Raw genomic sequence first — 15,506 nt, 5'->3', positions numbered from 1 at the left:
AAGTACATTAAATAACGTTAAATTTAACGTAAAGGATATTGCAACCAAGTATCTTTTTAATAATATTGTACCATAATTAGAAATATATTTTGTTTCTATATAAAAAATTATCGCTCCTATAGCGAAAAAGGAAAGTTAATTGTTATTTAGTTAATAATTGATTTATTTGGTTGAAGCGACTCCCACAAGGGGTCGCTTCTTGGTTATAGTAAACTGTAAACATTACTTTAAAACCTACCAAATATTTTATAGATCTGGTAGTTAACTATTTTCAAGGTACGCGGAACAAATACCCTCTCAAATAATTACAATGTAAAAGCTATAAATCTAGAAAGATTGAAATGATGAGTTGTAAATTTTATGTCTGTTTATTTCCCCAATAGATTAAAAGTCCACCGCTAAAAAACATTAATAAGCTATACACTGCTGGTGCAATTGCAAATGCAGAATTCCCTAACAATATTACCGCAATAGTGATAGCAAGTGTTCCGTTTTGAATCCCCGATTCTATAGCAATAGAAATAGACTGTTCTTTCTTTACACGAAACATTCTTGCTGTTATATACCCTACTAGCATAGTAGCTATGTTTAAAACAAGTGTTGCTAGACCAGCTTGTTCAAAATAAGATGCGAAATGTGCGCGCTCTTTTAATACAATTCCGACAATAATAACGATTAGCAAAATTCCTGAAGCAATACGCACCGGCTTTCCCATTTTATTTGCAAATTCTTCTTTTCTATTTCTAACAAACATTCCTATTAATATTGGAATCACAACAATAATTGCTATTTGCGCTATGGTTTGAAATATATCTAATTCTATAATTGTTCCTTCATTATAAAAATTTAGCAAGGCAAAATTAACTATAAATGGAATTGTCAAAATTGTGATTAGACTACTAAAAGCTGTTAGTGTAACCGAAAGTGCTAAATCTCCTTTCGCTAAATGTGTAATTAAATTAGAAGTAGGTCCTCCTGGGCAAGCAGATAGAATTAATATTCCTACAGCAATCTCAGGTTGAAGTGGAAATAATAATACAATACATAAACCAATTAATGGAAGAAAAATAAGTTGATTTATTAAACCAATAAAAATAGCTTTAGGATATAAAAAAATACGTTTAAAGTCTTCAGATCGTAAACTTAATCCCATGCCAAGCATGATAACAATAAGCCCTCCTGCTAATATGATCGTTGAAATAGTATCCATGGAAACTTTTTTAGTTAGCAGCCGAAAGGTATTAATTATTTATTGGAATTAAATAAACGTTACTTATTGTGACGTTGTAACAAGCATTATTTTAATTTATAAGCAATGCATCTATAACGTACTATATTTATTGACGCTTTAACTTCCGTTGAATTTTATTAATTGCAGACTCGATCGATTTCTCGGGCTCTATTACATTATAAAGTCCCCAAAAATCGGGGTCTGCAAACCCAAATTTTTCGTCGGTCATTACAACAGTTGGTTTCATTTTTGTTTCTGGCTTCTGATTTTCTTCAATAAGTTTCCAATCGGTTACCGCCATTTCAGAAGAAATAGTATAATTAGAATTAAAAAGCTTTCCTTTTTGATTCACTTTAAAGGATAACGAAACACTTCCGTAGCCATAATACCATTTGCCATTCTTTTCCCGATAGTCTATATGGTAGGTGGCTTCTTTTGGGGTTACAATAATATCTCTAGGTTTCTTTTTCACAAAGATTTTACTTGCCTCATCAGTATTTCCTAATTCCATAAAAAAATCTGCACCTGCCAATGCCAATTGATCTGATGCCACAAAAAGCTTTCCTTTAAAACTTGGAAGTCCATCTTCTACTTTGGGTTGAAAACCAATTACATATACTGGTTTTCCATTTATTGTAGAGCTAGGTTCAAAATTAAATGAGTAATAGTCGATCGATTCATCTGTAAAAATGAAATCTGGATATTTCATCATGTCCAAATACAATGTTGAAAAAGGGCCTCCCTGAAGTTTTAGTGCTACTGTGTCTAACCTTTTATAGTCTGTACTTTTTCGGGCCTTATGCAATTCGATCATATCTTTTTTTGAAGAAGCGTAAGGCTGCTTGTAAAGATTTACAACGGCTTCTGTTAATGAAACATCGCGATTTCGTCGTTTTATAGTCTCCCGATAAAAAGCCGTCATAAGTAACGGAGTATTTATATCACTATTATCTTTTTCTTTGAATAATTTGCGAACTAAAGCTTCAGCATCTTTATATCCTAAAATGCTTATTTCGGGTAATGTAGTGATCGCTGGCGTAAGACGAATTTCAATATCCTGTGAAAGCTGAGATAACGAAATCTCCTTCAGTTGAAACCCCAAATCTGCAATTTGTAATACTTCCGAAGTAATTTCATTTGGAATTTTAAGAGTAAATGCTCCGTCGGTATTTGTGATGGTACTAATGTTATGATCTTTTATGGTTAAACTTACAGCCTCTACCGGATCGCCTGTAACAGCATTTACAACCGTACCAGAATATTCTCTAAAATTTTCAAGCTCCTGCGCGCCCGTTTTCGGAATAAAGAAAACAAGAAATATGAAATAATACAAAAAAGTAAGATTTCTTCGGAATTTTATTTTTTTCATAACACAGTTGTTTTTGGATATAGCAGAAGGTGATGCACAAATCTTTATGCAATCTAAAAAGTACAACATAATCGTATCAATAACAATTTGCAACCACAAATTCCCATCAAGCTAAGTAAAATTTAATTATTGCTTGGCTAATTTTACTAAAAGAGCACAAAAATATGTTGCTATAATATATTTATAACAAGAGCGATTATTTAAAAAATGAGGTTTACTTATATGAGTGCAGTATAAACTTGATACGTTCTGTTGTACAAATTATTTTTTGTCTACATACCTAAATGATGTTCTTGCCTTTATACTTAAATCAGATTCAAAGAATAATTCATATTTAAAGGGGAGTATTTCGGTAAAGCTTTCAGAAGATACCACTTGTGCTCCATTTCTTGACAGCTGAGATATCTTCATGACTCTTTGGTCGCTAATACCATTTGCACTGTTCTTAACGAAGGTGGTTAAACCTTTACCCTCGCGGATTGACATTTCTAAGGTTATAATTTTTTCTGAATAATCAATTTCAACGACTGGTTTAAAATTAGAATGTGTAACACCACTAATTTCTACTAGCTTATTTTTAGTGGAACTATATAATGAAGCGGAACCAAAATCATCCGGAATATCAACAGCGAGTTTTAAGTCGGGTTCTTTACTACTTTCAAACGTAAATGATGTTCGCCCCTCATTTTTGGTACGTATTTGTGTGGGTATATAACTAAATAATTTATAGTTAGTTATAATCTTGCCATTTGAATTCGCGACAGAGATTACCATGTTTTTTGGAGTTGGTTTCTGACGAGTATCTTTCATAGCATACCATTTTTGAATAGCCCTTATATTGTCAGGATTAGATGTTTCAAAAATAAAAGGTAATTCCATAGTAGTTCCTCCTTTTACCCGCATGACACGATCAGCACCTTGACGAAATTCATTTATATTAGTTTCCCAGCCAATAGGCCCCGTTATAATCACATCTTTAGAATCAAGTATTCCACTAATTTCTAAAGTCACAATGTTGGTATCGCTGCTTGTTGGAGAATTAGTATTTACACTAATTGTGTTAGAATTTCTTTGGGATTTATCTTCTTTTGCATCAGATATTTTAGATTTATTTTGCGCCATACATAATATCGGAAACAGAAGTAAAAAAGTGATAGTCAGCTTCATAAATGATTTTTTTTGAGTGTAAACTAATTTACAAAAAATTAATTAATGTTACAGACACTACAGAATCGCTCAATCTTTTAATGCAAGATTTTGGAGAATCCTCTTACACTTTAGAAAGATGAATTGAAAAAATCAAATTTGAGAAACTCATACTTTTATGTAGAAATATCGCTAGTTTCGGTAATATTTCAAATTTTTACGAGAAGAATTGAATACAATTTATTTACTTAAAAATATAGAAATTACCCATCTATAAGCTACAATAAAAAACGCTCCACATTGCTGTAGAGCGTTTTTAATATGTATATAATTTGGCGTAAAGATCCCTCGACAAGCTCGGGATAAGCGATACGTAGAGTTTTGCTATCGCAAAACCAACTTCTTGCTTACTTTACTTCTTCGAAATCTACGTCTTCCACGTCGCTTCCTTCTTCTTCAGTAGAAGCATTCGCCTCTGTATCAACATCAGGTCCTGGAGCACCTTGTGCATCAGCCTGAGCTTTGTACATTTCTTCCGAAGCTGTTTTCCACGCTTCATTGATCTTATCCAACGCAGGTTGAATTTGAGCAACGTCTTTCGTTTCGTACGCTTTCTTCAATTCTTCTAAAGCATCTTCGATTGGTTTTTTCTTATCATCAGATAATTTTTCACCAAATTCTTTCAATTGCTTTTCCGTTTGAAAGATCATTCCGTCGGCTTCGTTGATTTTATCAACAGTTTCTTTAGCCGCTTTATCGCTTTCTGCATTTGCTTCTGCTTCCTGCTTCATTTTCTTGATCTCTTCTTCAGTAAGTCCAGAAGAAGCTTCAATACGAATATCCTGAGATTTTCCAGTCGCTTTATCGGTAGCACTTACTTTAATAATACCATTGGCATCAATATCGAAAGTAACTTCAATTTGCGGTACGCCTCGTTGTGCTGGTGGAATTCCGTCTAGGTGAAAACGACCAATTGTCTTATTGTCGTTTGCCATAGGACGCTCTCCTTGCAATACGTGGATCTCTACACTTGGCTGATTGTCTGCCGCGGTTGAGAATACCTGACTTTTCTTTGTAGGAATGGTAGTATTTGCTTCGATCAGTTTCGTCATTACGCTACCCATCGTTTCAATACCTAAAGAAAGTGGCGTTACATCTAGTAACAATACATCTTTAACATCTCCAGTTAATACACCCCCTTGAATCGCAGCACCAATTGCTACAACCTCATCTGGGTTTACACCTTTACTCGGTGCTTTTCCGAAGAATTTCTCTACCGCTTCCTGTACTGCAGGAATACGTGTAGAACCACCTACTAAAATAATCTCATCGATATCACTTGTTTTTAATCCTGCCGCTTTTAATGCAGTTTGACAAGGCTCTATCGTTCTTTTTACTAAATCGTCGATCAATTGTTCGAACTTCGCACGAGTTAATGTTTTAACAAGGTGCTTTGGTCCGCTTGCCGTTGCAGTTACATACGGTAAGTTGATCTCTGTTTGTGCAGAAGATGATAATTCGATCTTCGCTTTTTCAGCAGCTTCCTTTAAACGTTGTAACGCCATTGGGTCTTTACGAAGATCCATGTCTTCAGCCGCTTGAAATTCATCTGCCAACCAGTCAATAATTTTTTCATCTACATCATCACCACCTAAGTGTGTATCACCATCGGTAGACAATACTTCAAATACACCGTCTCCTAGTTCAAGGATCGATACATCATGCGTACCACCACCAAAATCGAATACTACAATTTTTTGATCGGTGTCTTTTTTATCTAATCCGTATGCCAATGCAGCCGCTGTAGGCTCATTAATAATACGTTCTACTTTTAATCCTGCGATTTCACCCGCTTCTTTTGTAGCGTGACGCTGACTATCATTAAAGTATGCAGGCACTGTAATTACAGCACGAGTTACATCTTGTCCTAAATAGTCTTCAGCGGTTTTCTTCATTTTCTGAAGAATCATCGCACTTAATTCCTGAGGCGTATACATTCTCCCGTCGATATTAACACGAGCGGTATCATTGTCTCCTTTTACTACTTCATAAGCAGCTCTATCGGCTTCTTTTTTAGACTCCGAATATTTGTTCCCCATAAAACGCTTAATCGATGCAACCGTTTTCGTTGGGTTGGTTACCGCTTGTCGTTTTGCAGGATCCCCCACTTTAATCTCTCCGCCTTCAACGAATGCGATCACAGAGGGTGTCGTTCTTTTTCCTTCGGCGTTAGGAATAACCGTTGGCTCGCTACCTTCCATTACAGCAACGCAGGAGTTGGTTGTACCTAAGTCGATTCCAATTATTTTACTCATAATGTTATAGTTTATATTTTGATGTTCAATTTTTACTTACGCTCTCTATAAGTCAATCATTATGCCAAGCAAAAGAGACTGACAGGCTGGCAGAAACTGAAACATAAACAACTCTCTATTGGCAGTTTTAGATAGGGCAAGCCCCTTCGGGTCGGGCTATCCGCGCTACACGGTAGCCTGCTTCTATCCCTCTTGCGAACTAACTATTGCATGAGTTAGAATTACCCTCACCCAGCAATTCGTGTTGTAAAGACTTTTGGGAGTTTATATTATATAGTAAATAAAGATATCAGGAATTTAAAAAACCGCTTTTTTCACCCTTTCTTCAAAAGAAAAAAATCAATTTGATAATCACCTTTTCATTTTATTTTAGTTTATTCACTATAAACGGAACTTCAACAAGCATGCTTTTTACACATAACAATTCTTTTAAACCAAATACACCGATAAATTCGTGTTCCTACGTTGTTTTAAGGCCGATATAAATCCCTATTTCAAATCGTTAATAATTCACTCCATTGTGTAGTGAACCTCGGACTTCGTTCTTTTTTAATTAACTCCCATTCGCTCATGCGGGTACCGATCATTGCCGAAGCTACTGTAGATTTTCCGTATTTAGCATTGATCCTATCAAAGGTATTAATGAGTTCTACTTTATTTAATTTAGAAGGCTTTACAAACAAATTACCCTGTACATATTCTTGGGGAATAATTCCGCTTAAAGTTACTCCTACCTTTTTATACCGATATCCAGGTTTATAAATTAAATGCAATGCTCTTCTTGCTTCAGAAATTAAAGTAAACGTATCGTTAGTTGGGATATCCAGCGTGACCGTACGACTGTTTGAGTATTGTTTATCCACCTCACTATGGTAATTCGTAATAATAAATACCTGAATATAAGTAGCGCAGGATTTTTGAGCCCGCAACACTTCACTTACTTCACTGATATAATAAGCACAAGCTTCTTCAATACGCTCTAGGTCTTCTAATTTTTTTCCAAAAGACTTTGCTGTACCAATCCCCTTTTTAGGTTTAGGCATAGTTGTAAACTCTATACACGGTTCTCCCTTAAGCTCTCTCCAAATACGTTCTCCCACTACCGTCATTTCTTTACGAACCCAAGCTAAAGAAATCTGTGTAAATTCATACGCAGTAAACACCCCAATATTTTTTAGCCGTTCCGCATGCTTTCGGCCAATCCCCCACACATCTCCAATTTTTGCCCACTTAAGAGCGTACAATCGTTTTTCTTCAGAATCTATCACAAATACATGATTGTTTTCTGGTTCCTTTTTTGAAATTCTATTGGCAAGTTTTGCTAATACCTTCGTAGGGGCGATTCCTACACCTACCGGAAGCCCTGTATTTTTAAAGATGGTTTCTTTTATAGTGTGTCCATACGATTGCAAAGAAATATACTTCATTCCGCTTAACTCCAAAAAAGCTTCATCGATGCTATACACCTCTACATGAGGCGAAAAAGTGTTTAAAATATTCATCACCCGCTGTGACATTTCACCGTACAACGTATAATTTGAAGAAAAAAAAACAACCCTATTCTTTATTAACTGGTCCTTTATTTTAAAAATTGGCTCAAACATAGGAATATTGGTAATCGCTTTCGCCTCTTTGTTAGCTGCGATAATACACCCATCATTATTGCTAAGAACCACAATAGGTCTGCCTTGCAAGTCTGGTCGAAATACTTGCTCACACGAAGCGTAAAAGCTATTACAGTCTACCATTGCAATCATAAGACATTATGTATTATATACGTAATTACTCCCCAAAAAATACACGTTTCTTCCTCTGTTTGGGTGACGACTCGTTTAACTTTAAACGTACCATTCTCGGTAACTAATACCAATCGATTTTGCGATGGCGAAAGTGATCGATCTACGATTAATACATCTTTGTTTAAAATTTTAAACTCTTTATAAGCATCTCCGTCCACCCGAATAAAAAACGTAGCATCCTGATTATAAATCAATTCTTTATGAAGATCGATAGGTGCTTCTAAATAATGCGTTGCAGCACTGGGAAACCCTGTCTGTTTTGACACTTCTGCAGTGTGTCGACTTTGTACTTTTTGTAATTTTCCTGATGCAGTTATATTCATATTACAAAAATAGGATTATTTCCATATTTATGGAATATTTCCAATAAAAGATATGAACATGATTTTTCATTTATGAAACTTTCGTGTCATGTTTACATATTTATTAGACCGATAAACTCCTTCTTCGTCATGAGGTATTACCCTTTCTTCCAACTTCACATCATTGCCTTTTCATTTTTAAACTCTATGGATACACCTCTTCTTTTTTCCCGTAGAAATGCGTTCTTCTTCTTTCTTTCCTGTATAAGAAAATACTATCTTTGAATTAAGCAAAATTCTATGGAAAGTATCAGCGTTTTCGACATGTTAAAGATTGGTGTAGGCCCTTCTAGTTCTCACACATTAGGTCCTTGGCGAGCTGCCGGGCGATGGATAGAACATTTAAAAAAGAATGGGAATTTCGACCTTATCGAATCGATTTCAGTAGATCTATATGGCTCTTTATCACTTACAGGGAAAGGGCATGCAACAGACATTGCTGTTATGTCTGGACTTTCAGGGTTCGATCCAATTACCTTTCCAATAGAAAACCTTCAGAAAGAGATCGACCTAATAAGCGAACATAAAGTTCTTATGCTAAATGGTGAAAAACGAATTTCTTTTATTCCGAAGGAACACATTACATTCCAACGAAAATTTCTAGAGTTTCATCCTAATGGCATAACATTTAGAGCCTTATTGAAAAATGGCAAAAAAACATCAGCTTCCTACTACTCTATTGGTGGCGGATTTGTGGTACAAAAAGAACGAAAAAGAGCAAAAAAGAAAATTGAAGAGTTTTCGCATTTTCCGTTTCCTGTAGAGAAAGCAACCGAACTCATCGCATATTGTAAGTCTGAAGGAAAATCTATTTCTGAAATAGTTTTAGCCAATGAACGTTCTTTGCGTTCTGATGATGAAATCGATGACGGACTTAAAGCAATATGGGATGTAATGTTAGATTCTATGTACACAGGCTGCCACACAGAAGGTATTTTACCTGGAGGCCTTAATGTAGTAAGACGCTCATATAATGTACATAAGAATTTGCTTCCAGAAGATAAAAAATATACAAATGCTGTAGAATGGATAAGCGCCATTCGCAATACAGAAGTAAAATTTAGGCAAATTCTTAAATGGGTGTCCTGCTTTGCCCTCGCAGTAAACGAAGTAAATGCATCGTTAGGAAGAGTTGTAACAGCACCTACCAACGGAAGTGCTGGAGTAATCCCTGCTGTATTAATGTACTACCTCGTTATTGAAAATCACGATGCAAACTTTCAAGATATTAAACGGTTTTTATTAACTGCTGGAGAAATTGGTAGTATTTTTAAGAAAGGGGCTACGATTTCTGCCGCTATGGGTGGATGCCAAGCAGAAATTGGAGTATCATCTGCTATGGCGGCTGGTGCGTTAACCGAATTAATGGGAGGCTCTCCAGAACATGCATTAATGGCTGCTGAAATTGCCATGGAACATCACTTAGGACTTACCTGCGATCCTATTGGCGGGTTGGTGCAAATTCCGTGTATTGAACGCAATGCAATGGGCGCTATTAAAGCAATTAATGCATGCGAAATGGCTTTAGATAATGATCCTACCAAAGCAAAGGTTCCACTTGATAAAGTAATCACTACCATGTGGGAAACTGCTAAAGATATGACGAGTAAATACAAAGAAACGAGTGAAGGTGGATTGGCGGTACAGGTAAATATGAGTGATTGTTAATAATTCATATAAACGACTACAGTTAAATTATAAAATATCTTTATTTTACCGCTTAAAAGCGTAAATAATCGACAAAAAACTATTTTTATCTTTAAAAATGTAAGAATATTCTTCATAAATCACACATTTAACACTTTAGTCTGCAATAAGTTAGAAGGCATTTAGTTAATTTAAGGTAAGAGATTTCCCCAAATCTTATGTTTCACTCTAAATTCCTACTTATGAGAATACTTTTTTTAGCCCTCGTATTTCTTTGTTCTATTCAAAATCTAAGTGCACAAAACGTCTCCATTGATGGTAGATTAAAAAGTCATTTAGACAATTTCTTTGAGTTATGTAAAGAATATAATATTGATTACCACGAGAAATTATTTAAATTAAAAAACATTGCTATTGTCGATACATTACAGACCTCTCTTCATGGCTCCACTCTAGGAATGGTGCAACGAAATAAACAAGGCAATATTGAAAATATTGTAGTTAATTGGGTTACACTTTTAGATGAAGAAATTGTAAAAGTTGTCGCTTATCATGAATTTGCACATTACTTCTTAGAGTATACAGAACATGTTTGCAATGATTGTGGAATTATTATGTCGAAAGTAAATTCGAGTTATTTTGATATTGTCAACGACTGGGATAACCAAATAAAAATACTCTTTGAACAATCGCCTGCATTTCAACGAAAAAAGAATGAAGCACTACATACTGTTGCCGGAATTAACTTTGATAATTAATCCGTTTTTAGACGAAAAAATTCATGTAAAAGTTATTCCTCTTTTTCACAACTTCCCACTCTACGAGAGTCTATAATATTAAGTATTTTCCAACTTTCATCGGTATATACTAGTGTAAACGAATTAGCTCCGCAATGACTAAATTTTCCGTCCACATAAAATCGATACGGTGTCCAGACATGTGCCAGATTCCCGTCTGAAAGTACTTCGTAACCAAGAATTTGTTCGTCCCAAACTTGACCTTCAGGTCTAGCAGCTATTACTTTAAGAAAATCGCTACCTCGGGAATAACGCACCTTATTTTCTCCATCACTTTGAACATAGGCACTTTGCATCATCATGTTTGGCATCATTACAGATTTCATTTTTAACGTATCGCCACTATGAAAACCATCGAAAAATACATCGATAAACAACTTTGCATTTGCCTCAGAAAGTTCATTTTGAGAAAAACTAAGGGTACTAATTCCTGTAACAATTAAAAAAAACAGATACTTCATAATAGATTAGCATAAAGAGTGAATGTCAAATTTAGTACTTTTACTTTTTAATTCATTATAATATGTCTGTAGCCAAAAAAGAATATAAGCGTATCACCACAAAAACATTGGTAGATATGAAAAAAAGAGGAGAAAAGATCTCTATGCTTACCGCCTATGATTATACCATGGCAAAAATAGTAGATGGCTCAGGCATTGATGTCATTCTTGTGGGCGATTCGGCTTCGAACGTTATGGCAGGACATGAAACGACTCTACCTATTACATTAGATCAAATGATCTATCATGCTACGTCGGTGGTACGAGCTATAGAGCGCAGTTTAGTGGTTGTAGATATTCCCTTCGGAAGTTATCAAAGCGATCCTAAAGAAGCGCTTCGTTCTGCCATTCGAATTATGAAAGAAAGTGGCGGCCATGCGGTGAAGTTAGAAGGTGGAAAAGAAATTAAAGAATCGGTTAAACGAATTCTGAACGCAGGTATTCCAGTAATGGGACATCTAGGACTCACGCCACAATCGATCTATAAATTTGGAACCTACACAGTACGTGCTAAAGAAGAAGAGGAAGCCGAAACATTAAAAGCTGATGCATTACTTTTAGAAAAAGCCGGTTGTTTTGCAATTGTACTTGAAAAAGTTCCTGCCGCTTTAGCAGAAGAAGTAGCCAAAAGTTTAACGATCCCAATTATTGGAATTGGTGCAGGAAATGGAGTTGACGGGCAAGTATTAGTCACACATGATATGTTAGGAATGACCTACGAGTTTAATCCCCGATTTTTACGTCGCTACCTCGATATGTATGCAGAAATGACTAACGCATTTAAGCAGTACATTGATGATGTAAAAAGCAGCGATTTCCCTAATGACAAGGAGCAATACTAGTAGTTAAAAACAAAGTATTCAAAAAAATACCTTCTGTCTGTTCATCGTAATTCTTGAAGTATCCAAAAAAAACCGACACATAAAATATTTAGTACCAAAGACAACCTTCAGGTATTGTTTGAGGACAACCATTTACTCATTGTAAACAAACGTCCCGGCGATATAGTACAGGGGGATAAAACAGGAGACAAACCACTTTCTGAAGTAGTTAAATCTTACATTTCTGAAAAGTACAACAAACCTGGCGCAGTTTATTTAGGTGTAGTACATAGACTGGATCGCCCGACGAGTGGTATTGTAGTTTTTGCAAGAACTTCAAAAGCGCTTACACGTTTAAATAAATTATTTTCAGAAAGAAAAACTGAAAAGACTTATTGGGCTGTGGTACAGGAAATTCCAAAAGAAACATCAGGAACATTAGTGCATTATATGAAGCGGAATGCAAAACAAAATAAATCGTATGCGCATAGTAACGAAGTACCCGACAGTAAAAAAGCAATTTTGCATTATTCCGTAGAAAAAAAATTAGATCGGTATGCGTTAATGAAAGTTGACCTAGAAACTGGACGACATCATCAGATCCGGTCGCAGTTATCGGCTATTGGCAGCCCCATTAAAGGAGATTTAAAATATGGTTTTGATAGAAGTAATAAAGATGGGAGTATTCATTTACATGCAAGATCATTAACATTTGTACATCCGGTACAAAAGGAACCACTTACTATTACAGCACCGCCCCCTAACGATGCGATCTGGAACGCCTGTTTAAATGCTGACTAAATTATTTTTTAATGCATAGATCACTAATCCTACTCTGTTCTTTATTTCAAGTCGGTTAAATAATTCCTGTCGATAACCGTCGATCGTTTTCGGACTTAAATTCATTTTTCCTGCGATCTCTTTGTATGTCATTTCGCTGCACGCCAGCTTCATAAAGATTAATTCATTTTCTTTAAAACTGTCTTCAATACTGGGAACATTCGGTTGTAAAGATCGCAATAAGGTCGCCGAAACTTTTTCGGAATGATAGTATCCTTTCTCGATGGTTTCATCTAAGGCCTCTTTTAATTTTTCGGGATGAATATCTTTCAGTAAATAGCCTTTAGCTCCATTCATCAACATCTTTAGGATTGTTGTTTCTTCGTCTTCCATTGAAAGAGCTAAAACTTTAATTTCGGGATAATTCGCTGTGAGCCATTCCATAGTTTCCACACCATTCATTACAGGCATATTAATATCGAGTAACACAATATCTGGGCATTGATCCACCGCTTTTAGTTGAAGTATTAGATCTTTTCCATTTTTTGCATGATAGAGCACATGATATCCATCGAAAGTATCTATTAGTTGTTCAAGTGATCCCGCAAAAAGCAAATGATCATCTACAATTACCACATTTTTCGATTTGGTATTACTCATATTGGTATGGATAAGTTAGCGTTAGTAAGGTTCCTTGTCCTGGTTTAGAACTAATTGAAAAGGTTGCTTTTAACAGTTCTGCACGGCTTTTCATTGTTTCCATTCCTGAATTAGAATTTTGAGTTTCAAGATCAAATCCTACACCATCATCACCTGCTATAATTTCAAGTGCTTGCTCCTCGTAGGTTAAATGTACAAATAATTTACTTGCTTTTGCATGCTTTGTCACATTCGAAAAAAACTCCTGCAAGATTCTAAATATTACTATTTCATGTTCACTTTTTATATCAACCAATTCTCCTTTGATATTGAAAGTAGCTTCTAAAAAATTAAGCTTATTAAAACGTTTTATTTCTAAGTCTAAAGATGCTATTAGTCCGTTTTTAAGAACTACATCATTATTTAAAAGTTTAGAAAGATTTCTAATTTCTTGCAACGATTCGCTAACGACTGTTTTAGTTTCATTTAACTCCCCTTTTAGGTGCAATTGGTTCTCCACCGTGGTAATTTGAAGCATTTTGTTTAATTGCATACTTGCTACCGAAAGCAACTGTCCAACATTATCGTGCAATTCCCAAGCGATGTTTTTAAAGGTTTGTTCCTGTATTTCTAATTTCGAACGTTCGATCTCTTTTTGAAATTTCTGTTGCGCCTCATAACGATCTAAAAGCATTTTATTTTTTCGCTTTTGGAACGCAATAAAAAAAATTACAAGCACCAGCCCAGCCAGTACTAAGATAATTATAAAATAAAGTATTAAGAGTCTTTCTTCTTTAGACATATAATAAAACCAATAGTATAGATTAAATATACCAATACATTTGTGCCTACCAATAGCGTTTTATACAATTCTACAAATTCGGGACTTCGGTCAACATCAAAATGGCGGCCATAAATAACCAAGGGTGTTAATACAAAGGATAATAACATCGCTCCCAACGAAATATAAAAGGGAAGCATCTTCGTGTAATTAAGAATTGCATCACTGTATAACATTTGAAAATAATAAAGTATAATCGCAAATAGAATTAAAATGCTTCCTACAACTTCGGTATAAGATGAAAATGCATTCAAAAACACGTCAGACAAAACTAAATTAACAATGCAGGTAATTATGTATACAACAAGTAAAGCATAGCCAATTTTTTTTTGATTCCTATTAGTTAAATACCAAAGAAAAAATGAAATATAAACCGCAAAAGAAATAATCGAATAAATATTATAAATCCAAAAGTTTTTTTCTAACCATGTATTTTTAATAAATCCAAAATACTCATAATCCGTAAAATATGCGATAGGTGAATACGTTCCGGTAATTTCAACAACTACCGTAAGACAAAGAAAAAATATAAAAAAACGAATGGGAGTTTCTATCTTTTTTTTTGCCCTAAAAAGAAAATAAAGTCCTGTGAGTGCCGCTAATAATTCGACTGAAACAATCGGTACAACAGTTAATAGAAAATCTTTCAAAGGTAAGGTTTAATTTTTATAAGGTGCAGGAGGCCATCCACCCACTCCTTTATTCAAAGGATCTAATTTATAATTTGTATTAGAAGAAGCAGCATCACCTTCAGTAGGAGCTAAAAATACAGTAGCTTTTTTGGACTTACTATCATTGTAAGCTGCAAAGTAAATTCGTATTCCAGGTGAATCGATCCCCTGCTTTTTCGATTCATTTTTTACATACGTTAGGTATTCCTCTAATTCCTCTACAGTGTAAAAAACATTCGAAACATCTTCAGATCCCGTTTCATTTTTTATATATAATGCCCGTGTATCCATCCAGTTCTCTTGGAGTTGTTTGGCCTCAGTAGGAGTTATACAGTTTTTAGGTTTAGACATAATTAAAATATTTGGTTGTTTAGTGTGCGAATAAAAATACACAATTGAATTGGATCGCCTATTATTCATATCGAAAAGAGGGAAAATACTTTCTACACATAGGGTTTTCCCTGTAACAACAAAAGGGGTTTGTCACATTAAACCAAATATATAACTTATTAATTAACAGGAAATTACCTATATTTTCGTGTAGTTTTATTTCCTATCTTTGAATCACTTCCTCCTCAGACATACTAA

Annotated in this window: 15 protein-coding genes; 4 read left to right on the top strand and 11 right to left on the bottom strand. The window is 34.9% G+C overall.

Annotated features, from left to right (window positions below; genetic code table 11):
• Window positions 1-358: 358 nt before the first annotated feature.
• The 6 genes from ULVI_RS09660 to ULVI_RS09635 form a co-directional block, all read right to left on the bottom strand.
• Entirely contained in the window at window positions 359-1,210 is an 852-nt protein-coding gene (locus tag ULVI_RS09660) for a bile acid:sodium symporter family protein (protein WP_068592220.1), read from the bottom strand.
• Window positions 1,211-1,337: 127 nt separating this feature from the next.
• Window positions 1,338-2,600 carry a carboxypeptidase-like regulatory domain-containing protein gene (locus ULVI_RS09655; RefSeq protein WP_068592218.1) on the bottom strand — a complete coding sequence of 421 codons (1,263 nt, stop codon included), beginning with the start codon at window positions 2,598-2,600 and terminating at the stop codon, window positions 1,338-1,340.
• A 261-nt stretch (window positions 2,601-2,861) separates the two neighbouring features.
• Window positions 2,862-3,767 carry a hypothetical protein gene (locus ULVI_RS09650; protein ID WP_068592214.1) on the bottom strand — a complete coding sequence of 302 codons (906 nt, stop codon included), beginning with the start codon at window positions 3,765-3,767 and terminating at the stop codon, window positions 2,862-2,864.
• 386 nt (window positions 3,768-4,153) lie between these two features.
• Window positions 4,154-6,061, bottom strand: a complete 1,908-nt coding sequence (gene dnaK / locus ULVI_RS09645) for a molecular chaperone DnaK (protein WP_068592212.1) — start codon at window positions 6,059-6,061, stop codon at window positions 4,154-4,156.
• Window positions 6,062-6,555: 494 nt separating this feature from the next.
• Entirely contained in the window at window positions 6,556-7,818 is a 1,263-nt protein-coding gene (locus tag ULVI_RS09640) for a Y-family DNA polymerase (RefSeq protein WP_068592210.1), read from the bottom strand.
• Window positions 7,815-8,183, bottom strand: a complete 369-nt coding sequence (locus ULVI_RS09635; RefSeq protein WP_082830834.1) for a S24 family peptidase — start codon at window positions 8,181-8,183, stop codon at window positions 7,815-7,817. The genes ULVI_RS09640 and ULVI_RS09635 overlap by 4 nt, the downstream gene beginning before the upstream one ends.
• A gap of 279 nt (window positions 8,184-8,462) precedes the next feature.
• Here ULVI_RS09635 and ULVI_RS09630 point away from each other — a divergent pair, with 279 nt between their 5' ends.
• On the top strand, window positions 8,463-9,890 hold the full coding sequence (locus ULVI_RS09630; RefSeq protein ID WP_068592208.1) for an L-serine ammonia-lyase: 1,428 nt from the start codon (window positions 8,463-8,465) through the stop codon (window positions 9,888-9,890).
• A gap of 221 nt (window positions 9,891-10,111) precedes the next feature.
• Window positions 10,112-10,627, top strand: a complete 516-nt coding sequence (locus ULVI_RS09625; RefSeq protein WP_068592205.1) for a hypothetical protein — start codon at window positions 10,112-10,114, stop codon at window positions 10,625-10,627.
• Window positions 10,628-10,659: 32 nt separating this feature from the next.
• On the opposite strand, the gene ULVI_RS09620 is transcribed toward ULVI_RS09625, so the two are convergent.
• Window positions 10,660-11,127, bottom strand: coding sequence for a nuclear transport factor 2 family protein (locus ULVI_RS09620; RefSeq protein ID WP_068592201.1), 468 nt, complete (start codon window positions 11,125-11,127; stop codon window positions 10,660-10,662).
• Window positions 11,128-11,189: 62 nt separating this feature from the next.
• Here ULVI_RS09620 and panB point away from each other — a divergent pair, with 62 nt between their 5' ends.
• Together panB and ULVI_RS09610 are read left to right on the top strand one after the other, a co-directional pair.
• Complete coding sequence (gene panB / locus ULVI_RS09615) at window positions 11,190-12,008, top strand: 3-methyl-2-oxobutanoate hydroxymethyltransferase (RefSeq protein ID WP_068592200.1); 819 nt, start codon at window positions 11,190-11,192, stop codon at window positions 12,006-12,008.
• Between the two features lie 114 nt (window positions 12,009-12,122).
• On the top strand, window positions 12,123-12,788 hold the full coding sequence (locus ULVI_RS09610) for an RluA family pseudouridine synthase (RefSeq protein ID WP_241780973.1): 666 nt from the start codon (window positions 12,123-12,125) through the stop codon (window positions 12,786-12,788).
• Here ULVI_RS09610 and ULVI_RS09605 read toward each other — a convergent pair.
• Genes ULVI_RS09605 through ULVI_RS09590 form a run of 4 tightly spaced genes read right to left on the bottom strand, consistent with a single transcriptional unit; the run spans window position 12,774 to window position 15,269 of the window.
• Entirely contained in the window at window positions 12,774-13,427 is a 654-nt protein-coding gene (locus ULVI_RS09605; protein ID WP_068592196.1) for a response regulator transcription factor, read from the bottom strand. The genes ULVI_RS09610 and ULVI_RS09605 overlap by 15 nt on opposite strands.
• A complete protein-coding gene (locus ULVI_RS09600) occupies window positions 13,420-14,208 on the bottom strand; it encodes a sensor histidine kinase (RefSeq protein WP_068592194.1) in 789 nt (262 codons plus the stop codon). Before ULVI_RS09600 ends, ULVI_RS09605 begins: the two co-directional genes overlap by 8 nt.
• Window positions 14,184-14,897 carry a hypothetical protein gene (locus ULVI_RS09595; protein WP_068592192.1) on the bottom strand — a complete coding sequence of 238 codons (714 nt, stop codon included), beginning with the start codon at window positions 14,895-14,897 and terminating at the stop codon, window positions 14,184-14,186. The genes ULVI_RS09600 and ULVI_RS09595 overlap by 25 nt, the downstream gene beginning before the upstream one ends.
• Before the next feature lie 9 nt (window positions 14,898-14,906).
• The gene (locus tag ULVI_RS09590; RefSeq protein WP_068592191.1) at window positions 14,907-15,269 is read right to left on the bottom strand and encodes a hypothetical protein; all 363 of its coding nucleotides are present in this window, start codon (window positions 15,267-15,269) and stop codon (window positions 14,907-14,909) included.
• Window positions 15,270-15,506 lie beyond the last annotated feature (237 nt).

The organism is Cochleicola gelatinilyticus (assembly GCF_001637325.1).
Classification (GTDB): Bacteria; Bacteroidota; Bacteroidia; order Flavobacteriales; family Flavobacteriaceae; genus Cochleicola; species Cochleicola gelatinilyticus.
Note: the sequence above shows the minus strand (reverse complement) of the source record. Positions and strands in the feature narration are given on the sequence as shown.

Excerpts from the sequence above, each read along its gene's own strand:
- panB (WP_068592200.1), top strand. The coding sequence starts at position 11,190 with ATGTCTGTAGCCAAAAAAGAATATAAGCGTATCACCACAAAAACATTG.
- ULVI_RS09625 (WP_068592205.1), top strand. The coding sequence starts at position 10,112 with ATGAGAATACTTTTTTTAGCCCTCGTATTTCTTTGTTCTATTCAAAAT.
- ULVI_RS09660 (WP_068592220.1), bottom strand. The coding sequence starts at position 1,210 with ATGGATACTATTTCAACGATCATATTAGCAGGAGGGCTTATTGTTATC.
- ULVI_RS09640 (WP_068592210.1), bottom strand. The coding sequence starts at position 7,818 with ATGATTGCAATGGTAGACTGTAATAGCTTTTACGCTTCGTGTGAGCAA.
- ULVI_RS09630 (WP_068592208.1), top strand. The coding sequence starts at position 8,463 with ATGGAAAGTATCAGCGTTTTCGACATGTTAAAGATTGGTGTAGGCCCT.
- ULVI_RS09600 (WP_068592194.1), bottom strand. The coding sequence starts at position 14,208 with ATGTCTAAAGAAGAAAGACTCTTAATACTTTATTTTATAATTATCTTA.
- dnaK (WP_068592212.1), bottom strand. The coding sequence starts at position 6,061 with ATGAGTAAAATAATTGGAATCGACTTAGGTACAACCAACTCCTGCGTT.
- ULVI_RS09655 (WP_068592218.1), bottom strand. The coding sequence starts at position 2,600 with ATGAAAAAAATAAAATTCCGAAGAAATCTTACTTTTTTGTATTATTTC.
- ULVI_RS09605 (WP_068592196.1), bottom strand. The coding sequence starts at position 13,427 with ATGAGTAATACCAAATCGAAAAATGTGGTAATTGTAGATGATCATTTG.
- ULVI_RS09635 (WP_082830834.1), bottom strand. The coding sequence starts at position 8,183 with ATGAATATAACTGCATCAGGAAAATTACAAAAAGTACAAAGTCGACAC.
- ULVI_RS09650 (WP_068592214.1), bottom strand. The coding sequence starts at position 3,767 with ATGAAGCTGACTATCACTTTTTTACTTCTGTTTCCGATATTATGTATG.
- ULVI_RS09620 (WP_068592201.1), bottom strand. The coding sequence starts at position 11,127 with ATGAAGTATCTGTTTTTTTTAATTGTTACAGGAATTAGTACCCTTAGT.
- ULVI_RS09590 (WP_068592191.1), bottom strand. The coding sequence starts at position 15,269 with ATGTCTAAACCTAAAAACTGTATAACTCCTACTGAGGCCAAACAACTC.